The sequence below is a fragment of the Methylomonas sp. AM2-LC genome, assembly GCF_039904985.1.
Classification (GTDB): Bacteria; Pseudomonadota; Gammaproteobacteria; order Methylococcales; family Methylomonadaceae; genus Methylomonas.
The window spans coordinates 2,884,154-2,904,280 of record NZ_CP157005.1; the positions used below are offsets into that span (position 1 = coordinate 2,884,154).

Sequence of the window (20,127 nt, forward strand, 5' to 3'; positions counted from 1 at the left end):
ATAACCGCCTTATTTACGAAGCAGAGAAACGATAAAGCTTATGCCAGTAACGATAGCGACAGTAGCAATAACACCGATGGCTGCTAACGATAAGTTTGATTGAGCGCCAGAAAATGCACTACTGATAGATGTTGGAATATCAGTGGTGGTAGCAAAAGCAGTATTAACAGAAACAGCAGCTAATGCAGAAAGAAGAGCTAATTTTTTTTTCATAAAACACCTAAAAGTATAATTAAAAGAATACTAGTAACCGACTAGTTGCGGATTCTCACGAATTAGTTTTTTGTATTGAATAAAATTATGAATATGCAATACAGAGAAATAAAAAGCTAAAACAAAAGCTAATATTGATATGGTTTTAAAAATGGAAATTAGTAAATACATAGTTAACGAATAGTCATTGCGCTAACAATATAACGAGTTGAAAATCCAAGTATAAAAACAAGAATACAACCGCCAATAATTTCAGTTATTAAAGTCTCATCTGGAACAAAATAAGCATCTAAAACTGTTTGAAGATTAAGATAATCGCCAGGATTTAAAGAGCCAGTAGCGATATTGTCACAAGTTGGCAAATACAGATTGTATGGATAAGTAAAACCGTTTGTGGGTGTATTAACTTGAGCTGTATAGACATAGTTAATAGTCGGAGTAATACCAGCGCCGGAATATAAAGAAAAAGAAAGAAGAGTGACAGGATCAATTAAGTCTTCACCAAATTGAAAATAACCTTGTGCATCAAACGCAATAAAGGCGGTGGTTTCATCAGGGTAACAATATTTGTTATATACAACTTGATGAGATTCAGAAACAGGAGCCAATAACGTCATTGCTAAACCAATAACAGCTCTGATAGCGATAATAGACATAATTGGCCCCCTGCCCTTTACGATTGCAAGTTAAAACCGGATTTTTTATCACCGGAATTAGATTTAGGTAATGTATCGATTTGTAAATTGTCGATTTGTGTCTTATCAACTAGATGAGCTGCAACAAGCAAAACACCGTCACGATCGTTTAGATGTAGCGCTTGGTAAGAGCCAGGTTCGAGCATTGCTTCGAGATCAAGAAAGTATTCACCAGGGGGATAACCGTCAAGACCAGATGGCATAGAAATTTCAAAACGTTCGGGAAAAGGTGAACGCGGCTTGTGTATCCACACCTTTTGAGTAACCATGCGCCATTTACGGCCGTTTTTTTCGCCCTCGCGAATGCGAATTGATTGCGGGTCGTTATCAACAGTAACTTTTAACATTTTTTTAACTCCTAAGCGGCTAGTGAAATGATTTGAGCCCAGGAATGCACAGCCGAGCATTCAAGGACTTTGCGACGAAGTTGAACGACATTACCAGCTGATATATCAGCATCACCAAGGCCAGCGGCGTGTAAAATTTTTAGATTTCTGTACCAAGTGCGACGACTGGTTAAATCCTTTGCTTTCTCCCAGCCTTGTGACTGAATAAGCAAAAATAAAGAATGAGCGGCTTTAGCTTTGCCAGGGGTATCAGAAACAGCGTTAATTCTGTCAATTAATTGAGATTCGTCTGTCATTTCACTAGCTCCTATCATGCGCTCGAAGTATGTGCGCCATTCTCCCGTAAGATCATCACGGGTCAGTTCAAACCAGGGCTTATCAGTTCTTTCTCGTAGGTATTGAGCGCCTAGTTTTAGCTCAAGCCTTAATATGCGGTTTGACAGGTTGCGTTCTTCAATTGAGTAGATACGGCCCGAATAATTTGGTTGTTTCATCATGTAGTCGATGTGTGGACCTTTTGCGTAGGCCTTGCCCGATCTTAGGCGGCTTTTATGCGACCAGTAAACAGTGTCGCCCGCTTGTTGTGATACACGATAGCGACCGCCCTCACATTCTCTAAGCGTGCGTAATGCAATACGGACGGCGGCAAGATCGTCTAACATTAGATTGCTGGTTACATCTATACGGCTAACGTGCCAATGTTTGTAATCGCGTGAAAGTTCAATACCGATCTGCTTGCTTGTAAATGTAATCATGCGATCAAGACAGCCGACCAAGTCAAGTGCAACGGCTGCGCCCTCGCCAAAAACAGCACAACCAGAGCCACAAACCCTTGCTGGGCTGCCTTGAATCCAGATTGAATCAGAACCAGCTCTAAAACTAATCTGGTGTGAATCTGAGCGTATAGAATCCCATGCGCTAGATTCCCAGATTTTCATGCCAGTTCGTGGACAGTAACGCAAAACACGATCACCCATCATGCGGATAGCTTCCCAGTGTTCATGTGGTATCTTGTCCATTGGCAAGTAAGCAGTTATCCAGTCAATTAGCATGAAAGACTAAAATCAGGATAACGGGGTAAAAAACCTATTTCGACACGGCGAGTGTCTTCAGCTTTTAACCATTCAGCTAAAAAAGGTTTTGTAACGTCGATAACACCAACGTTACAGAAAGTGGGTGGAGTGGCATCACGAAACAAGTACGAGCCTTGACCAGCACGGCGGCTAATAAATTTAGCGTTCTCTATTGCGGTTTTGTCATAGTAGTTAAGATGGCTAAGATCAGGCGGTGTTAAATGCGAAGTATCGGCAGCGGCAACGGCGGCGGCTTGCATTTCTCTGAATGAACGGTTGGCGATTAGTTTCATAAGGTTTTAAAGTAATCGTATGCTACGCCCATGTGATAACGACAAATTGAACGGCGATAAGAAAGACGCGAAATAGGATTTTTCAAACAAAGATAGAGCGGAACACGTAAACGAGACGCGGTATAGCGTAAATAGGCTAGGCGTAAACGATGAAGCCTTAAATTCATTAGTTGCACCCCTGCCCTACTACACCGGACGCGCCAGCAGGAGTGCGCGCATAGTCGCCCGATAATCCATGAATTTCAATTTCTTCAATGATTTGAAGAGCAATAGATTGAGTTTTTAGACGATTTTCAAAGATTTCAAGATATGAATCCAAATCTAAAAAAGCTTGAGTAATTACCTTATCTGTTTGAGAGTTCAATCCGTACGTTATAGCCTGTATGCCGACTATGCGAGAACGATAATATTCATAATGAGTACAACGAAACGATTCGTAGTTTTCAGTTTTTGTGCTATGAGTCAAACGTTGAAAAGAAGCAACGTAAGCAGTAACAGTATCGACAATCGATTTATTTGAAATTTGCATGGTATGCGCTCCATGTTGTTTTATTAATGCTGTCATGGCGACAGCGCCGACATAATGAAAACATAGATTTTTTAACGAGTCAAGTGTATTGTTGTCAAAACGACAGCTAGGTGAAAATCATGAAAACAATCGAAAACTATTTAGATGAATTAAAAGAACAAACAGGAAGCGACAACAAAAGCGCAAGCGCATTGGGAATGGACAGATCAGCAGTCTCAAACATGAGAAAGAGAGGACTAATTGCAGATGAAACGGCAGTAAAGATTGCGGAATTATTAAAAATAGACCCTCTTGAGGTTTTAATAGCGGCGGCGGTAGCTAGATCGGGTGGTGAAGTAAAAACCGTATGGATGAATGCAGCAAAGCGCGCGGGAATTGCGGCTGGAATGGCAATAGTAATATTAAATAATGGAATTTATAACATAGAGGCGCAAGGCGTAAATTTATACACGGATAATTTACCAATGTATACATTATGCGAAGTCAAAAAAGAAGATCAAGAAAACGCGGCATACTTAATGCTCTAGTGTCTATTTTAACAAAATGGAGTCAATGTAATGACAAATCAAAACAAGCGTGGGCGTAAACGCAATACGGAATTTTACAATACAAGATACAAAATCGTTGGGCTAAACGAAAAAAGAACGGCTGAAGTATTGAACGTTGAAATAGATCAGGTGTTGGAATGGGATTTAAACGATGCGCCTAGCCACGTAATACGCTATTTGCTGTTGTGGGATAAAAAGCAAATAGGCGTGCCAGGATGGCAAGGTTGGATGTTTTCTAAAGGTGTTTTGCTTTACAAAGGCAATCGTTTTAGGCCAGAGTCAATTCTAAGAGATAGAGATTTTAGAAACAAGCTAGAAAGCGACGCTTTTGACATCATCAAAGCTTTAAAAACAAAGGCATAGGCCACACAAGGTGGCCTCTTGCCTTTAGAACAAAACAAAAACAAACAAGGCTTGGACTCTAACATATTTTTTTTGTCAAAAGTATCGGAAAGTCCCACCCATGGGACTAAGTGCCCGTGTTACAGGTACGGGCACTAAAAAGCGGCAGAGTCGAACGAGTGAAAAGACCTACTTTGTTTTTTTGTGGGTACCAGTCCAAAGGTTTCAAATTATGAGTGAGTGCGTTGTTCAGAATGTCAGCAACTTAAAAGCATGACCACGCAAATTTTACGCGCAAGCTACCAAAGCGGCGTTTAGATAGTCTTATTATGGGGTGGTCAGCACGTGAATGTTATAGGCCGGCTGCGTTGCGCTTGCCGGAACGTTAACCTATGAACGTCAAAAATCTTTGGTAACGTTACTTTTAATCGCGATAAACTTCACGACGATGACCAACAGTCAATACATAGATCAATAATTCATGATCGTTGATCGAGTATATAACGCGATAGTCACCAATGCGTATGCGGTAAAGATCAGTAACTGATTGAAGCTTTTTAACACCAACAGGTCTAGGATTGTTGGTTAAAGATTCAAGAGAATCAAGAATACGTGTTTGCAAAGGCCGTGGCAGTTTTAATAATGCCTTTTGAGCTGAGGGCTTGAGAGTAACGTTAAACGCCATGTTTAGAACGAAAGTCTTTAAGACTCATACCACCGTCTTCTTTTAAAGCAGTCTCTGCTAATTTAATGTCGAACTGGTCTTCAAGGTATTCATCAAGCAAAGAATCAAGGAAAGTTGAAAGATTTTGACCAACAGCTTGAGCGGCCAATATCAATCTGTGTTCAGTGGATGGAGAAAGCTCAATCATAAAGAACTCCGGCAATTATTGATTAGGAAAACAACGTTTTGAAAGAACGGTATTAGGATTGTCATAATAACACGTCTCTTTCTTGGTTTTAACAACACCGAAGTGACTGTTTGCATCAATCGTTATGGTTGTAGCAGGTTCAGGCGGAGGAGCTGGGTTAGAAAACCGAGGTGGTGAAAAAGTAGGTTGAAGTTTAGTAACAGGTAGTGGCTGTTTAAAAACGGGTTTAGGTTGTTGGAAAAAATAGAGTTGAAAATGATCGACAATAAGTCGTTTAAAAGCGGGTAATTGATTAAGGGCAACATCAAAGGCCAGCAACACTGCGCAGAGTGTATACCAAAAAATTGGCCTAGTTTTTTTAGTAACAGATGAAATTGGTCGAGTAGGCGTATTAAGCTTAACAACTTTTAAAGAGTTGGGTTTGAAATTAAGTGTGGGTTCTGGCATGTGCTAAAAGTAAATACGTGTAGGGTTTATTCAATTTTAGCATTTGTTACAGTAATTAAAAGTAACAGTAATTAGGCAAATAAACGCTTGCCGCTCTCGCAAGCTTCGCGGCATCGCTTTTTTATTTGCCTATTACATTATTTGCAGCGGTAACGATAGCGTTTGGTGGCGGTGCAGTAGCGTTAATACGAGTATCAAGTTTTGGCTTTGGAAGCTTAGAACAACCGCGAGCGGAGTAAGATCGGTCAGTATCGAGAGTGGCGTGGCAATAACGAATAATGTTTGAAAAACAGCCGAGTTTTAAAACTTGACCAGAAGTGGCTACTAGAGAAATATCACACAAACCGTGGATTGCAAGACGAATGCCTAAAGATGCTAAACGTTTATATGAAACGGTTTGAAGATCGTCAGTTGTATCTGTTAAAAATTCAATATGATTAATATCAGGATTGTCTAAAAATTGCTTTGCAATAGAAACAATGCGAAAACCAGCTAAAAGATCGTGTGAACCCCCTTCCCTATTAGAAACATTGTGAAGAGAACCATCAGGAGGCGTAATAGTATCTTTTTGGCTAGATACAGGAATAACGACAGTAGGCGGCGGAGACTCCAGGACAGTAGGAACAATGTCTTTTTGATTGTCAGTTTGCTTGTTGAGATTATAGAGCGCCAAAACTCCCAAGAGCAAAAACGAAATAACAACAAGTGCAAGTTTTCCGATAACGGCAGGATCGTTAAGGGCGTTGAGACCTGCTTTACTGTCAACGTGTTTACCTGTAATCGTTGAGCGATAACATTTAAAAACTTTTTCATCAGCTTTGTACCGTCTGGGAGTACCGTTCTGGTTTGACTTGGCAACACCATTGTTAGAGGGGTGATGTTGAAATTCATACCATGAGTTTTTGAAAAGAAAAGGAAGTTTACCGGATAAGGATTTATGTAAATATCCGTATTCGGCACCTTCACGGAATTCGTCACTAATTTTTGAAATAGCAGGAGTAGACAGGAATAAATCCCAATTATAGTGCCGTTGCATATCAACGGCCGTTTCGAAAGATTCTGGACGGCCAGCGCGAATGAGTTCGCCGGTTGTCTCATCAATATACGAAACATCGATTACGTCAGGTATGTAACCATCTGGATATTGTGCCTGGTCAAGATCGGAAATTTTAAATTCTCGGCGCTTAGGGTAAATGCGTTGAGCTTCGTCAATGATGACTAAAGAACCTAGAGGAACCCAGTGGAACCATCTGGCCATAATCGGTCTGTTTTCTTTAATGTCGGTATTTAAACTAAGAACTTTTGCAGTGTCTGGAAAAACGTAATCAGGAAAATTCTTTTTAACCAAGTCAAAAGAGAAACCACGTACATTATGAACAACTGTTCTGCCATCGAGAAGAGCGGGTATAGCAAAACGCTGAATAAGTGAGAAGGTTTTAAACGAGCCGTAAGCGCCGTGGTGTATTGCTGTTGCCATTAGAAGCCCAGGACACGATAAACGAACTTAGTCATAGCAGCGGAAATCATTAAATTAATAGCATCTGGTATGCGTAAAAAATTGATGGCGGCAAATGTTTGGGAATCGAGATTACTGTATGTAGTGGTGAGGTAACTTGAAATATTGAGATTAGTCAGCATTTGCTGAGCAACAGAGTAAGAAAACGTAAGTGCTAGTAATTTGGCTTTAAACCAAGCGACAGTTAGCCATTGAATTAACCAAGCAGTGAACTTGGTCAAAAGATCATAAATACCCGTATCAACAAATTCGGAAACTTCATTTTGAACGGAAACGATAGCGTTAACAATATCAACAAAAACGGACATAAAAGTTAATCAAGAAATAGTCGAATTGCAAAAAAAGCGGCCATAAACATAACAGCAGCACCTACCCACGAAAATTGGTCGTTATATTGTGAATAATCAGCAGCTACAGTAATGGTCTGACCTGCAATCTTGAAATCACCATAGTTTATTTTCGGCATGGAAGCGTTAGCATTAGCGGCGGGAATAGAAACTAATTTACCAAGGTCTTTTTGTACAGAAGCTAATTTATCAGTGTACGCATTTTGAGCGGCAGTGATAGAGTCGGTTACTGTTTGATCGGAGAAACCTTTAGAAGTACCCGAAGATGGTTTATCACCAGTACCTTTCATCATAGACTCAAGATCAGGACAATCTAAACATTGACCATCATTAGAGCCAGTAACAGACGTACCAGTACCAGTGGCAGCGGTGCCGCCTGGATGGGGTTGGCCATTGAGTGCGGCCTGGGCATCAGCGGCGGCGGCTGCGGCAGCATCAGAAGCGGATTTAGCATAACCATTTGCATTATTAGCGCCTGTACCAGAAGTAATAGAAGATGCACTATCAGACGCTTTTTTGGCCTGTTTGTCGGCATCAGCGGCGTTTGCGGCGTTTGCGGCGGCGGCATTAGCGGCATCATTAGCGGCAGTTTTATCTGCATTTAGAGCGGAAGTAGATTGTGGATTGGGAGACTGAGCAGCGGCGGCAGCAGCTTGGGCAGCGGCGGCTTGATCTGAAGCGGCTTTAGCAGCAGCAGCTTGTGCATTAGCGGCGGCATTAGCTTGAGAATCAGCGGCGGCGGCATCGGCTAGCGCTTTGTTAGCAGCGGCGGCGGCAGGTGGTACGGCAGCGATGCTAGCTTGTTTAGCGGCGTTAACATCGGCTGGATTGTTAGAGCAAATTGCACCAGCGGGAATACAATCACCAGTGGGAGCACAATAGTTTGGATAGTAAGTGGTCGAACTTGGATTACCATCAAAACAGCCTTGTGATTCGGAACCAGAAGAAACACAAGTTCCTGTATTAAAATCAAAGTAGGAATTTGTTCCAGGTGTAGGGTTGCAGTCCTGAGCAATAGAAACACATCCAGAACCTGAATTATATTGACCTTGAGGACATGTTTGCAGTGGTAAAGAACAAAGTGCTGGTGAAACAGTAGTATTTATACCATTGGAACACGCGGAAGAGTCGAATGGAAACGTACCATCATAAGAGCCGTCATATTTATCGGGAATAACATACATACTGCCGATTTTTGAACAAGGATTAATACGGGGATTGCCTTGTGATATAGCGAATGTATATGCGCTAGTGCATGCATTAAAAGCTTGTAAATCTGATGTAGCAAAGGAGGAAAAAGGTAAAAAAATTATAATTAATAAAATAAAACGCATTAGTTACCGCCTGACCAACCAGCCAAAAATGAAAACATAATTAGTGAGACGATCAGAACGGTAACTAACACAATAAACGCCTTATTTACGAAGCAAAGAAACGATAAAGCTTATGCCAGTAACGATAGCGACAGTAGCAATAACACCGATGGCTGCTAACGATAAGTTTGATTGAGCGCCAGAAAATGCACTACTGATAGATGTTGGAATATCAGAGGTAGTGGCAAAAGCATTATTAACAGAAACAGCAGCTAATGCAGAAAGAAGAGCTAATTTTTTTTTCATAAAACACCTAAAAGTATAATTAAAAGAATACTAGTAACCGACTAGTTGCGGATTCTCAAGAATTAGTTTTTTGTATTGAATAAAATTATGTATATGCAATACAGAGAAATAAAAAGCTAAAACAAAAGCTATTATTGATATTGTTTTAAAAATGGAAATTAGTAAATACATAGTTAACGAATAGTCAGTGCGCTAACAATGTAACGAGCTGAGAGTCCTAGTATAAAAAGAAGAATACAATCGCCAATAATTTCAGTTATTAAAGTCTCATCGGGAACAAAATAACCATCAAGAACGGTTTGTAGATTAGAGTATTGACCGATATTAATTGAACCAACGGGATAGTTGTCGCATAAAGGCAGATAGAAATAATAATTACCAGAACCGCCTTGTACGCCGTTTGTACCATCTTGGGATGCATAAAACGTATATTTGATTGACGCTGGTAAATTTGTAGATATATTATTAAAAACAGAAAAACCAACTAAATAAATAGGGTCAATAGTTGCGCCCTGAAAAATAACAAAACCTTGTGCGTCAAAGACTAAAAAAGCGGTGGTTTCATCTGGATAGCAATATCCTTGGAATGCGACCTGATGGGATTCAGAAACAGGAGCCAATAACGTCATTGCTAAACCAATAACAGCTCTGATAGAGATAATAGACATAATTGGCCCCCTGCACTTTACGATTGCAAGTTAAAACCGGATTTTTTATCACCGGAATTAGATTTATGTAATGTATCGATTTGTGTCTTATCAACTAGATGAGCTGCAACAAGCAAAACACCGTCACGATCATTGAGATGTAGCGCTTGGTAAGAGCCGGGTTCAAGCATTGCTTCAAGATCAAGAACGTATTCACCAGGGGGATAACCGTCAAGACCAGATGGCATAGAAATTTCAAAACGTTCGGGAAAAGGTGAACGCGGCTTGTGAATCCACACTTTTTGAGTAACCATGCGCCATTTACGGCCGTTTTTTTCGCCCTCGCGAATGCGAATTGATTGCGGGTCGTTATCAACAGTAACTTTTAACATTTTTTTAACTCCTAAGCGGCTAGTGAAATGATTTGTGCCCAGGAATGCACAGCCGAGCATTCAAGGACTTTGCGACGAAGTTGCACGACATTACCAGCTGATATATCAGCATCACCAAGGCCAGCGGCGTGTAAAATTTTTAGATTTCTGTACCAAGTGGTCTTATGAGTTAAGTCGCGGGCTTTTTCCCAGCCTTGCGACTGAATTAACAAAAATAAAGAATGAGCGGCTTTAGCTTTGCCAGGGGTATCAGAAACAGCAATAATTCTGTCAATTAATTGAGATTCGTCTGTCATTTCACTAGCTCCTATCATGCGCTCAAAGTATGTGCGCCATTCTCCCGTAAGATCATCACGGGTCAGTTCAAACCAGGGCTTATCAGTTCTTTCTCGTAGGTATTGAGCGCCTAGTTTTAGCTCAAGCCTTAATATGCGGTTTGACAGGTTGCGTTCTTCAATTGAGTAGATACGGCCCGAATAATTTGGTTGTTTCATCATGTAGTCGATATGTGGGCCTTTTGCGTAGGCCTTGCCCGATCTTAGGCGGCTTTTATGCGACCAGTAAACAGTGTCGCCCGCTTGTTGTGATACACGATAGCGACCGCCCTCACATTCTCTAAGTGTCCGTAATGCAATACGGACGGCGGCAAGATCGTCTAACATTAGATTGCTGGTTACATCTATACGGCTAACGTGCCAATGTTTGTAATCGCGTGACAGTTCAATACCGATCTGCTTGCTTGTAAATGTAATCATGCGATCAAGACAGCCGACTAAATCAAGTGCAACGGCAGCACCCTCGCCAAAAACAGCACAACCAGAGCCACAAACCCTTGCTGGGCTGCCTTGAATCCAGATTGAATCAGAACCAGCTCTAAAACTAATCTGGTGTGAATCTGAGCGTATAGAATCCCATGCGCTAGATTCCCAGATTTTCATCCCAGTTCGTGGACAGTAACGCAAAACACGATCACCCATCATGCGGATAGCTTCCCAGTGTTCATGTGGTATCTTGTCCATTGGCATGAAAGACTAAAATCAGGATAACGGGGTAAAAAACCTATTTCAACACGGCGAGTGTCTTCAGCTTTTAACCATTCAGCTAAAAAAGGTTTTGTAACGTCGATAACACCAACGTTACAGAAAGGGGGGTGCTAATAAACAAAAGGCTCTAAAGTTTCACGGGATTTTGGCCAACATCTTGTTCAGAAAGGCCATAGGTCGATTTTCGATCTCTCAAATTTGAGTCTATTTCGGATACAGCTGACATAGAGTTAGCTAACGAAAACCGTCTCTAAGTTGTCATTTACAGCTAAAGCTCGCTGATTGGAATACGAAAAGATTTTCGACCCTCATCACAGTGATACCAATTAAGTTGGGCACTATCAAGATGCACATCATTGATACTCTGCCATTTTGTTGGAGCTAGTTCGTAGATAGCTTTGTCGCAATTTATTTTCTTGGCGAACGATATGGATGATGGCTGTAGCCAGAATGTCTTGATGGGGCCGCATGTCAGATACGGGTCTCCAGATTGAAATCCTAATCGACCAATTCCTATGACCGCACCTCGACTCACATGTCCAATCCCTCGTATCACGCTGGATTTGCTGAAGTCACCGCTGCCATCACCCTGATAAAACCATTCATACTGAGCGCTGTGGCTTTCTTCGCCTGAACTGAATATGGTGGGTTGCTTCTTGTCATTACCTTTATGATACTCAATAAAACGAACTGCACAAACACCCTCATCACCACGTATCAGTAAGAAGCTACCGAAAGGTGCGGATACTTGATGCCAGCCAATATGAGCAAACTCCGTTTGTTCGGAGTCAACGGTGCCGGCAACAACATACGGGATGTATACCAAGCTGAAAGCTAGGGTTAGTTGTGTGTATTTCTTAAACATGTTGGCGTATGGCGCTATATTAATGATCGACACCCAACACCCTTTTACCATAATCTCTTAATGCACCATTGGGCGCAAGGTAACGATATAGGGTTGGCTTGGTGATACCCAGCTCTTTGCAAAGTTCGGAGATAACGGTTTCTTTTTGCCCCATTGCCGATTGAGCTAATCTTACTTGAGCTTTAGTTAAAGCGAATTTTGCACCGCCTTTTCTCCCTCTTGCTCTGGCTGCCGTTAAAGCTGCTTTTGTTCGTTCACTAATCAATTCACGCTCAAATTCTGCCAAGGCTGCAAAAATACCGAAAATCAACTTTCCACTGGAAGTGGCAGTATCAATATTTGCGCCTTGTCCGGCCAATACTTTAAAACCGACACCTTTTTCAGATAAGTCATGAACGGTAGTCACCAGATGCTTTAGATTCCGGCCCAGTCGGTCGAGTTTCCAAACGATCAAAACATCACCCGCTCTTAATGCTTTTAGGCAGGCTAACAAGCCTGGACGTTCGTCATTTTTACCGGATGCATAATCAGTATAAATATGATCGGACGTGACGCCATGCTCTATTAGCGCATCGATTTGAGGATCAAGAACTTGAGTGCCATCCGATTTTGAGACCCTTGCATAGCCAATTAACATAGTTTTACCAGTTTCATAAACGACCGTTTGTGTAACTCATATTTTGACAAGGTTCAGAGCGGATTAAACGGTAACATAATAAGTTAATCTAACAAAGTAACATAAACATGATAAATTATACGTGAAACTGCGGCGGCGCAGAAGCTATATTTGTTTTCATTGCGCAATAGTTTAGATGCCAAGAATAAAAATTTTCAACACCACCGAAAAAAACGACTTTGAATCGCCGCCGGTGTTTAATAGTGTTGAACGCCGGCGATTCTTTACCCTGCCGCAAATGCTCAATGAGGCAATGGAGAACTTGAAGAGTCCAACCAATAAGGTCTGTTTCGTGGTGACGGCTGGCTACTTCAAGTCGCGGCATCGGTTTTTTGCTCGACAGTTCCATCAAACGGACATTACGTATGTTGCCATGCAAATTGGCGTACAGATTGATGACGTTGATACGAGCGCCTATGACAAGGCCTCTTATTTACGTCACCAACGCATTATTTTAAATTACTTCGGTTTTACCCTATTTGATACTGCCGCAAGGGCATTTGCAAAACACGAAATTTCAATCATGTTGCGCGTCCAGTTCAGGCCAAAAATAATTTTACTGGACACCATGCAGCTATTGACGCGTAAGGAAATTTCCCTACCTAGCTACAACGTGCTGGCCGCTTTGATTGTCGAAGCGATTAATGAGCATCAGAACGGCCTAAATGAAATCATCAAGACCGGCCTAAACAAAGCTCAGCAAGATATGCTCGATGCCTTATTGGAAAAAGTAACAGGATCGGGTTCCGATGACAAATGGCGTTATCAAATTACGCTGCTTAAAAAAGCGTCCCAATCAACCCGACCTTCAAAAATTAAAGCCAATCTTGCCGATCTACAAAATTTGATGGCGCTTTATCTCGAATTTAAACCCGTAGTGAATCAGCTCGGTTTAAGTTATGAATGCTTGCGCTACTACGCCTATTCCGTTATCAAAGCTCAGATTCCTCAGGTCTCTCGCCGGGCAAAAGAGGATCGCTATCTCCATTTAATAGCTTTCATTGTCTACCAAACGCTGAAACTGCAAGACATGTTAATAGATGTCCTGCTGTTGGCTGTCCAATCTGCGATCAATGCCACCTATAATGAACATAAGGAAATCTGTTACCAAGAGATAGAAAGCCGGAATCAGTCCGTCACACAATTGGTTGACGGCCTGCAGAACGATTTCATAAGCACCCTGGCTATGATCAAAACCATCATTGCTGAAGCTGGATTAACCGCAGATCAAAAAGTCGTGGCAATAGAGGCCGCCATTAATCGGCCAACATCAAAAAAAACCGGCATCGAGCAGCGAATCAACGATTTCAAGGATGAACTAACCACTCTTCAGCAGCAGGGCATCGGTTACTATGACCTACTCGAAAAACGATCTCTCAAACTACAAGGTCGCGTTGCCGATATTGTGAGGCAGGCGATTTTTGATTCAAATTGCGGCAAACCATTGTTACTGGAAGCCATCGTGCATTACCAGAAAAAGTCTGGAAATATCGACAAGCAGGCACCGATTGCTTTTTTAACGCTTGAGCAGCGTAGTTTGATAGTCGCTCAAGACGGCAAGTTTCGGGTATCTCTCTATAAGGCGCTACTCTATCTTGCGGTTGCGGATGCTGTCAAATCCGGCGTTCTCAACCTGCTTCATTCAGAAAAATATCGTTCCCTTGACGATTATATGATCCCAAAAACCGATTGGGATGCAAACCGGGATGAATACTTGCAACGGGCGGAATTAACCCGCTATTCCGATTGTCAGGCAACTTTGAAGGCATTGTCGCAGGCCGTTGACATCCGTTATGAGGAAACCAATAACCGCTTTATAGCTGGTGGGAATCCATACCTGACGTTTCGCAGTAATGGTACATTCCATGTTTCAACACCCAAGCTTGAGGAAGTGGATAGCTTGTCATTGGGCAGCGTATTTCCGGAGCGAAAATATATCCCTTTGCTTGAAGCGTTGGCCACGGTTGATAACGCGACCGGCTTCCTAGAAGAATTTGAACATTGGCAGATGAAGAACCGGCGCCCCAAACCGGCTAGGAAGGTTTTCTTCGCGGGAATCATGGCCTATGGCTGCGATATTGGTTACCGTAAACTGGCGCAAATTTCCAGGCAGATCAATGAAAATGAGTTGGATAACACGCTGAATTGGTATTTTTCGTTAGCTAACGTCCAAAGCGCGAATGATCGTATTTTACAATTCATGGATAAAATGGAGATACCGGATATTTACCGGAATCAAGACGGCCAGTTGCACACCGCCAGTGATGGTCAAAAAGTCGGGGTGTCTGTTGATTCACTCAACGCTAACTATTCCTTTAAATATTTGGGGAAAGACAAAGGCGCAAGCGTAATCAGTTTCATCGATATGCGCCAGATGATGTGGCATTCAATGGTTATCAGCGCTGCTGAGCGCGAAGCCCCCTATGTGATTGATGGCCTAATGCACAACGATGTTATAAAAAGCGATATTCATTCAACGGATACGCATGGTTATTCAGAAGTGATATTTGCCGCCACTTTTTTCCTGAACTTCACGTTTGCACCTCGCATCAAAGGACTTGGCCGCCAGAAGCTATATGCGTTCAGGAACGGAAAAACGAAAACCACGGGGCAAGACACTCAGGGCTTTAAACCTGATCGATATATCAATGAGGAAATTGCTAGCACCCAGTGGGATGAAATGTTGCGGTTTATAGCGACAATTAAGCTAAAAAGGACGACAGCTTCGCAGCTTTTTAGGCGATTGAATTCCTACTCTAAGCAGCACCCGCTTTATAAGGCATTGAAAGAATTTGGCAAGATTCCTAAGACGCTGTTTATCTTAAAGTATGCAGACGACCTTGAATTCAGGCAAGCGATTGAGAAACAACTTAATAAAGTTGAGGGGTCGAATAAATTATCCAAGGCGATTTCACTGGGTAATGATCATGCGTTCTCTCAAGGTGAAAAAGAAGACCAGGACATTGCGGAAGGCTGTCGCCGACTAATCAAAAATACCCTTATATGTTGGAACTATCTTTATCTTGCAAAGGAACTCGGTAAGGATAATAACGAAGAGCGTAAAAAAGAACTCATGGAAGCCATCCGAAACGATTCCGTCATGCGGTGGAGCCATTTTAACTTGCAGGGGGAGTATGATTTCTCGGATGAAAAAATGATTGATTCCGTCGGGTTGTAAGCTCTCAAAAAACTGCCTTTAAAATCAGCTAAAATTTGAGAGGTCAAAAATCGTCTGTAGGCCTTTCTGAACAATAGGTTGGCCAAAATCCCGTGAAACTTTAGAACCTTTTGTTTATTAGCACCCAATGCACTCAAAACTTCGGTGGGAACCGACATACTCCCTTTTTTAACCAATTGATACAGTTTATTGGTGGTGGGAGTGATTCCGTATCTAAAGAACAATAACGCACATACCTCCCGATATAAATCACGGGTGTGGATAAATTGTGGACGTAAGGCATCAACTTCGTCCTGTATTTTAGCTTCTTGGTCTAATAATTCATTCATATGTAAATTTCTTGCTTGTCACTTTTAAATAATACTACATAATACATAGTATTATTTCAATAGTTATTGATAAATTTGACATTATTTACGTAATGTCAAATAATTATAAATACACATTTTTGCCAAAATTAGCTAAGTTTCTCCCTCTTATTGAAAGAATGACTGACATCGTGTCAGAAATTCATAAGCTACAGCATGATTTTGACGACAGCACTAGATCAAATCGGGCAAACGGCAGAACTGCGCAAATTTCTGCAACTAACGACCAAGAAGCGCTTGGCTCGCTTGCTTTATCCATACCCAAACCACATTTAATAATTACCGCAAAGAACCCGAAAAGTTTTATCTATGGGCTAATTTTCAAATAGGTAAACCCGTTTCATCGTTAACGATCGTCGCCACTTGGGTTTATCCCCCTACCCTAGCCCAAATGAGAAAACACCACTGGTATTATCATTGGGAAAGTCAAGGCAATCATTAAACCGATCAGCATTACATTTCACACCTTAAGGCTTATTCCTACAAACCCGGCAGTTGGGGACCGAACCAACTTTCGAGCTTATTGCTCCATACGGAAGCTGGCACAATCCTCAATGGTGAGGGTGTAAAAATAACTGAGGTGCAATAAATATCGTTCCAAGATCGGACGATGACGTACTTTTCAACTCAGTTTTGGAAATACTGCCTATGTTCGGTAGCGTACGGAAATGAATTCTCTACAACCCTTATCATTCGTTGCTTGCAAAAACATAAGGGATAATCGACATGAACCCAAAGGTATATTTGCTGTTCCCAACGCCATGAACGCGAGCGAATTGCTGCAATTGATCTTTTATTTGATAGCAGTAGTTACTATTACCAGTGTCATGCTCGGCGGCGCTTATTTATTGGGGCAGAAGCATCTGGCCAAAGCTGCTGATGAACCCTTTGAATCTGGAATTGTTCCAACAGGTGATATTCATCTACGCTTTTCTGTGCAGTTTTATTTGATCGCCATCTTTTTTGTGATTTTCGACATGGAAAGTGTTTTCTTGTTTGCCTGGTCAGTGGCCTTACAGGAAGCTGGCTGGTCCGGTTTTTTCGAAGCTTTAATCTTCACCAGTATATTAATCGCGGCTTTGTTTTATCTTTGGGCTATCGGCGCTCTTGACTGGCGCACCCGAAGACAGAAAATCACGGTCTCAGCGGATCACGGGAGGAACAATGCATTGGACTCTAAGTAAAGCACAAGCCGGTCCTGCACCTAATGTCGAGCGGCAAAGCTATGAAGAGGCGGTACAGAGTAATTTCCTGTTCGCTAAACTTGAAGATATGGTCGCTTGGGGGCAATCCCATTCCATCTGGCCTTTTAACTTTGGCTTATCCTGCTGCTACGTAGAAATGGCGACCGCCTTCACCAGCAGACACGACATTGCCCGTTTTGGCTCAGAAGTGATCAGAGCTTCACCGCGTCAGGCTGATTTGATCATTATTTCAGGTACCGTATTCCGAAAAATGGCGCCAGTTGTCAAGCGACTTTACGATCAATTACTGGAACCACGTTGGGTAATCTCTATGGGTTCCTGCGCGAATTCCGGCGGGATGTACGATATTTACAGCGTCGTGCAGGGGGTAGACAAATTTTTACCGGTAGATGTCTATGTACCCGGCTGCCCTCCACGGCCTGAGGCGTTGTTGCAAGGATTATTGCTGCTACAGGAGTCTATAGGTAAAGAAAGACGTCCATTAAGCTGGGTGACAGGAGAACAATCGGTTATAAAACCATCTAAACCCAGCTACCGCGATTTACTGACGGAAGAAAGGATGCAAGCCATGCAGTTAAAAAATCCCGATGAACTCTAAACCGCTACTCAGTAGTGAAGTAACCGATTTAGGTTATGTGCCATACAGCAGTGTAAACAAATCTCAGATTACCTATAAGCCCGCGCAAATTGTCGATGAACTGACTGTTAACTTAGGATTCCAAAATTTCACCCTGCAACCGACCCATGACGACATTACAACACTATGGGTACCCGCACAAAACTTGCGCGCTCTGCTTCACTATTTAAAATTGCAGGCAGCATTACCCTATGCGCTGCTGTTCGACCTAACAGCCATTGATGAACGTCAGAGAAACTACCGAATTGGCCTACCTGCTAGTGATTTTACCGTTATCTATCATTTGTCGTCGTTTGCCCGTAACGTGGATATTCGCTTAAAGGTTGCCTTATTTGAGACTGATTTATCTGTGCAGACCATTAGCGATTTTTGGCCCGCAGCCAATTGGTATGAACGTGAAATATGGGATATGTTCGGCATCGTGTTTGCAGGTCATCCGCATCTCCGCCGGATTATCATGCCACCAACCTGGCAAGGACATCCGCTACGTAAGGATCATTTCGCCCGGGCAACTGAAATGGAACCTTTTTGCTTATCCGACGAGCAACAAGAAATCGAACAAGATGCTTTACGCTTTGTGCCGGAAGATTGGGGTATGCGTCGTCACAGCGAAAACACCGATTTCATGTTTCTTAACCTCGGTCCCAACCATCCTAGCGTCCATGGCGCATTTCGCATAGCCTTGCAACTGGATGGCGAAGAGATCATCGATGCGCTGCCAGATATCGGTTATCACCATCGCGGCGCCGAAAAAATGGGCGAGCGGCAATCCTGGCACACCTATATCCCTTACACAGATCGCGTCGATTATTTGGGCGGCTCGATGAATAATTTGCCTTATGTACTAGCCGTAGAAAAACTGGCCGGCATTGAAGTTCCGGCCCGGGCGCAGGCAATCCGAGTCCTGATCTGCGAACTCTACCGTCTAGCCAGCCATCTGTTGTTTTATGGCACCTTCGCTCAGGACATAGGTCAGATGTCAGCGATTTTTTATATGTTCATTGATCGCGAAAAGGTATTCGATATTCTGGAATCGATAACCGGGGCCCGCATGCACGCCAGCTTCTTTCGCATCGGCGGCGTAGCCATGGATTTGCCGCTGGGTTGGGAGAAACGCATCCGCGAATTCATTGCTTATTTACCCGCCCGTCTGGATCATTACCATAAACTTGTCATGCAAAACAGCACCATCAAGCGGCGTACGCAGGGCATCGGCGCATATACGACAGCAGAAGCTATTGATTGGAGCGTCACCGGTGCCGGGCTACGTGCCACCGGCTTTGCCTGGGATTATCGCAAAGCGCGGCCCTATTCCGGCTACGAAAATTACGAATTTGAAATACCCATTGGCAATAATGGCGACTGTTATGATCGTTGCGCGGTGCGGGTTGAGGAAATGCGCCAAAGTCTACGCATTCTTGAACAATGCCTGAACAATATGCCTGAAGGAGCGTATAAGGCAATGCATCCTTTGACCACGCCCCCGCCTAAAGCGCGCACGCTGCAGGATATAGAAACCCTAATTCAGCATTTTCTGAATGTCAGCTGGGGGCCAGTAATACCGGCCGGCGAAGCCAGCGTCACCATAGAGGCGACTAAAGGTCTAAATGCCTATTATTTAACCAGCGACGGCGGCGTAATGTCTTACCGAACCCGCATTCGTACACCCTCTTTTCCGCATTTGCAAATGATTCCGCTCATGTGCCGAGGCATGATGATTCCGGATCTGATTGCAATCTTGGCCAGCATCGATTTTGTCATGGCCGACGTGGATCGCTGATATGCAGACTTACCCTGAAAAATTCAGCTTCGATGGACTAAGCCCGACAGAAATCCAAGAGATTATGACTGAGCTGACTCATTACGAAGACAAAACCGCCGTTTCCATTGAAGCCCTAAAAATCGTACAAAAACATCGTCGCTGGGTATGCGACGAAGCCCTGATCGCAGTCGCCGAATTGCTGGACATTTCGCCAGCTCAATTGGAAGGGGTGGCAACTTTCTATAACTTGATTTACCGCCAGCCAGTCGGCAAAACAGTCTTGCATATTTGCAATAGCGTGACCTGCTGGATGTTGGGTAGCGATCAGTTAAGCGAACGCTTATGCAAACATTTGCAGGTCGAATTGGGCGAAATGTCTGTAGACGGTGAATATACAATTTTACCGATTGTCTGCTTGGGCGCCTGCGACCATGCACCTGTGGTCATGATTGAAAATGAAATACTTCTAGACATGACTGCAGACGCTATTAACAAGATTCTCGATAGGTAAGC

25 protein-coding genes are annotated in these 20,127 nt (G+C 42.8%); 7 read left to right on the forward strand and 18 right to left on the reverse strand.

Annotated elements, in window-relative coordinates; genetic code table 11:
- Window positions 1–9 precede the first annotated feature (9 nt).
- The 6 genes from ABH008_RS12965 to ABH008_RS12990 all read right to left on the reverse strand — a co-directional run bounded on the left by ABH008_RS12965 (window position 10) and on the right by ABH008_RS12990 (window position 3,186).
- Window positions 10–213: a hypothetical protein gene (locus ABH008_RS12965; protein WP_347986043.1), complete on the reverse strand. Its 204-nt coding sequence runs from the start codon at window positions 211–213 to the stop codon at window positions 10–12.
- Window positions 214–386: 173 nt separating this feature from the next.
- On the reverse strand, window positions 387–869 hold the full coding sequence (locus ABH008_RS12970; protein ID WP_347986044.1) for a hypothetical protein: 483 nt from the start codon (window positions 867–869) through the stop codon (window positions 387–389).
- 17 nt (window positions 870–886) lie between these two features.
- Entirely contained in the window at window positions 887–1,255 is a 369-nt protein-coding gene (locus ABH008_RS12975; protein ID WP_347986045.1) for a hypothetical protein, read from the reverse strand.
- An 11-nt stretch (window positions 1,256–1,266) separates the two neighbouring features.
- The gene (locus ABH008_RS12980; protein ID WP_347986046.1) at window positions 1,267–2,307 is read right to left on the reverse strand and encodes a phage/plasmid replication protein, II/X family; all 1,041 of its coding nucleotides are present in this window, start codon (window positions 2,305–2,307) and stop codon (window positions 1,267–1,269) included.
- Window positions 2,301–2,621: a hypothetical protein gene (locus ABH008_RS12985; protein WP_347986047.1), complete on the reverse strand. Its 321-nt coding sequence runs from the start codon at window positions 2,619–2,621 to the stop codon at window positions 2,301–2,303. The genes ABH008_RS12980 and ABH008_RS12985 overlap by 7 nt, the downstream gene beginning before the upstream one ends.
- Before the next feature lie 166 nt (window positions 2,622–2,787).
- A complete protein-coding gene (locus ABH008_RS12990) occupies window positions 2,788–3,186 on the reverse strand; it encodes a hypothetical protein (protein WP_347986048.1) in 399 nt (132 codons plus the stop codon).
- A gap of 83 nt (window positions 3,187–3,269) precedes the next feature.
- On the opposite strand from ABH008_RS12990, the gene ABH008_RS12995 reads away from it, so the two are divergent.
- Together ABH008_RS12995 and ABH008_RS13000 are read left to right on the forward strand one after the other, a co-directional pair.
- Window positions 3,270–3,677, forward strand: a complete 408-nt coding sequence (locus ABH008_RS12995; protein ID WP_347986049.1) for a hypothetical protein — start codon at window positions 3,270–3,272, stop codon at window positions 3,675–3,677.
- Between the two features lie 30 nt (window positions 3,678–3,707).
- Entirely contained in the window at window positions 3,708–4,061 is a 354-nt protein-coding gene (locus ABH008_RS13000; RefSeq protein WP_347986050.1) for a hypothetical protein, read from the forward strand.
- A gap of 403 nt (window positions 4,062–4,464) precedes the next feature.
- Here ABH008_RS13000 and ABH008_RS13005 read toward each other — a convergent pair whose 3' ends face one another.
- The 12 genes from ABH008_RS13005 to ABH008_RS13060 all read right to left on the reverse strand — a co-directional run bounded on the left by ABH008_RS13005 (window position 4,465) and on the right by ABH008_RS13060 (window position 12,425).
- Window positions 4,465–4,725: a type II toxin-antitoxin system RelE/ParE family toxin gene (locus ABH008_RS13005; protein WP_347986051.1), complete on the reverse strand. Its 261-nt coding sequence runs from the start codon at window positions 4,723–4,725 to the stop codon at window positions 4,465–4,467.
- Window positions 4,715–4,912, reverse strand: coding sequence for a hypothetical protein (locus ABH008_RS13010; RefSeq protein ID WP_347986052.1), 198 nt, complete (start codon window positions 4,910–4,912; stop codon window positions 4,715–4,717). The genes ABH008_RS13005 and ABH008_RS13010 overlap by 11 nt, the downstream gene beginning before the upstream one ends.
- 15 nt (window positions 4,913–4,927) lie before the next feature.
- Window positions 4,928–5,359, reverse strand: coding sequence for a hypothetical protein (locus tag ABH008_RS13015; RefSeq protein WP_347986053.1), 432 nt, complete (start codon window positions 5,357–5,359; stop codon window positions 4,928–4,930).
- Between the two features lie 121 nt (window positions 5,360–5,480).
- The gene (locus ABH008_RS13020; RefSeq protein WP_347986054.1) at window positions 5,481–6,836 is read right to left on the reverse strand and encodes a zonular occludens toxin domain-containing protein; all 1,356 of its coding nucleotides are present in this window, start codon (window positions 6,834–6,836) and stop codon (window positions 5,481–5,483) included.
- Window positions 6,836–7,183, reverse strand: coding sequence for a DUF2523 domain-containing protein (locus ABH008_RS13025; protein ID WP_347986041.1), 348 nt, complete (start codon window positions 7,181–7,183; stop codon window positions 6,836–6,838). The genes ABH008_RS13020 and ABH008_RS13025 overlap by 1 nt, the downstream gene beginning before the upstream one ends.
- A 5-nt stretch (window positions 7,184–7,188) precedes the next feature.
- Window positions 7,189–8,556 (reverse strand): hypothetical protein, encoded by a 1,368-nt coding sequence (locus ABH008_RS13030; protein ID WP_347986055.1) that lies wholly within the window; start codon window positions 8,554–8,556, stop codon window positions 7,189–7,191.
- A gap of 81 nt (window positions 8,557–8,637) precedes the next feature.
- Complete coding sequence (locus ABH008_RS13035) at window positions 8,638–8,841, reverse strand: hypothetical protein (RefSeq protein ID WP_347986056.1); 204 nt, start codon at window positions 8,839–8,841, stop codon at window positions 8,638–8,640.
- 173 nt (window positions 8,842–9,014) lie between these two features.
- Window positions 9,015–9,509: a hypothetical protein gene (locus tag ABH008_RS13040; protein WP_347986057.1), complete on the reverse strand. Its 495-nt coding sequence runs from the start codon at window positions 9,507–9,509 to the stop codon at window positions 9,015–9,017.
- Between the two features lie 17 nt (window positions 9,510–9,526).
- Window positions 9,527–9,880 (reverse strand): hypothetical protein, encoded by a 354-nt coding sequence (locus ABH008_RS13045; protein ID WP_347986058.1) that lies wholly within the window; start codon window positions 9,878–9,880, stop codon window positions 9,527–9,529.
- A gap of 11 nt (window positions 9,881–9,891) precedes the next feature.
- Complete coding sequence (locus tag ABH008_RS13050) at window positions 9,892–10,899, reverse strand: phage/plasmid replication protein, II/X family (protein ID WP_347986059.1); 1,008 nt, start codon at window positions 10,897–10,899, stop codon at window positions 9,892–9,894.
- Between the two features lie 292 nt (window positions 10,900–11,191).
- Window positions 11,192–11,788, reverse strand: a complete 597-nt coding sequence (locus ABH008_RS13055) for a hypothetical protein (RefSeq protein WP_347986060.1) — start codon at window positions 11,786–11,788, stop codon at window positions 11,192–11,194.
- A 19-nt stretch (window positions 11,789–11,807) separates the two neighbouring features.
- Window positions 11,808–12,425 (reverse strand): recombinase family protein, encoded by a 618-nt coding sequence (locus ABH008_RS13060; protein WP_347986061.1) that lies wholly within the window; start codon window positions 12,423–12,425, stop codon window positions 11,808–11,810.
- A gap of 175 nt (window positions 12,426–12,600) precedes the next feature.
- Here ABH008_RS13060 and ABH008_RS13065 point away from each other — a divergent pair, with 175 nt between their 5' ends.
- The 5 genes from ABH008_RS13065 (at window position 12,601) to nuoE (ending at window position 20,125) form a co-directional block, all read left to right on the forward strand.
- Window positions 12,601–15,642 carry a Tn3 family transposase gene (locus ABH008_RS13065; protein ID WP_347986062.1) on the forward strand — a complete coding sequence of 1,014 codons (3,042 nt, stop codon included), beginning with the start codon at window positions 12,601–12,603 and terminating at the stop codon, window positions 15,640–15,642.
- Between the two features lie 1,129 nt (window positions 15,643–16,771).
- Window positions 16,772–17,194: an NADH-quinone oxidoreductase subunit A gene (gene ndhC, locus ABH008_RS13070; protein WP_347989971.1), complete on the forward strand. Its 423-nt coding sequence runs from the start codon at window positions 16,772–16,774 to the stop codon at window positions 17,192–17,194.
- On the forward strand, window positions 17,175–17,813 hold the full coding sequence (locus ABH008_RS13075) for an NADH-quinone oxidoreductase subunit B family protein (RefSeq protein ID WP_347986063.1): 639 nt from the start codon (window positions 17,175–17,177) through the stop codon (window positions 17,811–17,813). Before ndhC ends, ABH008_RS13075 begins: the two co-directional genes overlap by 20 nt.
- Complete coding sequence (gene nuoC / locus ABH008_RS13080) at window positions 17,803–19,632, forward strand: NADH-quinone oxidoreductase subunit C/D (protein ID WP_347986064.1); 1,830 nt, start codon at window positions 17,803–17,805, stop codon at window positions 19,630–19,632. Before ABH008_RS13075 ends, nuoC begins: the two co-directional genes overlap by 11 nt.
- Window position 19,633: 1 nt before the next feature.
- Window positions 19,634–20,125, forward strand: coding sequence for an NADH-quinone oxidoreductase subunit NuoE (gene nuoE, locus ABH008_RS13085; RefSeq protein ID WP_347986065.1), 492 nt, complete (start codon window positions 19,634–19,636; stop codon window positions 20,123–20,125).
- Window positions 20,126–20,127: the final 2 nt, after the last annotated feature.

Bases quoted from the DNA above. Each gene is read 5' to 3' on its own strand.
- ABH008_RS12965 (WP_347986043.1), bottom strand. From the start codon at position 213: ATGAAAAAAAAATTAGCTCTTCTTTCTGCATTAGCTGCTGTTTCTGTT.
- ABH008_RS12970 (WP_347986044.1), bottom strand. From the start codon at position 869: ATGTCTATTATCGCTATCAGAGCTGTTATTGGTTTAGCAATGACGTTA.
- ABH008_RS12975 (WP_347986045.1), bottom strand. From the start codon at position 1,255: ATGTTAAAAGTTACTGTTGATAACGACCCGCAATCAATTCGCATTCGC.
- ABH008_RS12980 (WP_347986046.1), bottom strand. From the start codon at position 2,307: ATGCTAATTGACTGGATAACTGCTTACTTGCCAATGGACAAGATACCA.
- ABH008_RS12985 (WP_347986047.1), bottom strand. From the start codon at position 2,621: ATGAAACTAATCGCCAACCGTTCATTCAGAGAAATGCAAGCCGCCGCC.
- ABH008_RS12990 (WP_347986048.1), bottom strand. From the start codon at position 3,186: ATGACAGCATTAATAAAACAACATGGAGCGCATACCATGCAAATTTCA.
- ABH008_RS12995 (WP_347986049.1), top strand. From the start codon at position 3,270: ATGAAAACAATCGAAAACTATTTAGATGAATTAAAAGAACAAACAGGA.
- ABH008_RS13000 (WP_347986050.1), top strand. From the start codon at position 3,708: ATGACAAATCAAAACAAGCGTGGGCGTAAACGCAATACGGAATTTTAC.
- ABH008_RS13005 (WP_347986051.1), bottom strand. From the start codon at position 4,725: ATGGCGTTTAACGTTACTCTCAAGCCCTCAGCTCAAAAGGCATTATTA.
- ABH008_RS13010 (WP_347986052.1), bottom strand. From the start codon at position 4,912: ATGATTGAGCTTTCTCCATCCACTGAACACAGATTGATATTGGCCGCT.
- ABH008_RS13015 (WP_347986053.1), bottom strand. From the start codon at position 5,359: ATGCCAGAACCCACACTTAATTTCAAACCCAACTCTTTAAAAGTTGTT.
- ABH008_RS13020 (WP_347986054.1), bottom strand. From the start codon at position 6,836: ATGGCAACAGCAATACACCACGGCGCTTACGGCTCGTTTAAAACCTTC.
- ABH008_RS13025 (WP_347986041.1), bottom strand. From the start codon at position 7,183: ATGTCCGTTTTTGTTGATATTGTTAACGCTATCGTTTCCGTTCAAAAT.
- ABH008_RS13030 (WP_347986055.1), bottom strand. From the start codon at position 8,556: ATGCGTTTTATTTTATTAATTATAATTTTTTTACCTTTTTCCTCCTTT.
- ABH008_RS13035 (WP_347986056.1), bottom strand. From the start codon at position 8,841: ATGAAAAAAAAATTAGCTCTTCTTTCTGCATTAGCTGCTGTTTCTGTT.
- ABH008_RS13040 (WP_347986057.1), bottom strand. From the start codon at position 9,509: ATGTCTATTATCTCTATCAGAGCTGTTATTGGTTTAGCAATGACGTTA.
- ABH008_RS13045 (WP_347986058.1), bottom strand. From the start codon at position 9,880: ATGTTAAAAGTTACTGTTGATAACGACCCGCAATCAATTCGCATTCGC.
- ABH008_RS13050 (WP_347986059.1), bottom strand. From the start codon at position 10,899: ATGGACAAGATACCACATGAACACTGGGAAGCTATCCGCATGATGGGT.
- ABH008_RS13055 (WP_347986060.1), bottom strand. From the start codon at position 11,788: ATGTTTAAGAAATACACACAACTAACCCTAGCTTTCAGCTTGGTATAC.
- ABH008_RS13060 (WP_347986061.1), bottom strand. From the start codon at position 12,425: ATGTTAATTGGCTATGCAAGGGTCTCAAAATCGGATGGCACTCAAGTT.
- ABH008_RS13065 (WP_347986062.1), top strand. From the start codon at position 12,601: ATGCCAAGAATAAAAATTTTCAACACCACCGAAAAAAACGACTTTGAA.
- ndhC (WP_347989971.1), top strand. From the start codon at position 16,772: ATGAACGCGAGCGAATTGCTGCAATTGATCTTTTATTTGATAGCAGTA.
- ABH008_RS13075 (WP_347986063.1), top strand. From the start codon at position 17,175: ATGCATTGGACTCTAAGTAAAGCACAAGCCGGTCCTGCACCTAATGTC.
- nuoC (WP_347986064.1), top strand. From the start codon at position 17,803: ATGAACTCTAAACCGCTACTCAGTAGTGAAGTAACCGATTTAGGTTAT.
- nuoE (WP_347986065.1), top strand. From the start codon at position 19,634: ATGCAGACTTACCCTGAAAAATTCAGCTTCGATGGACTAAGCCCGACA.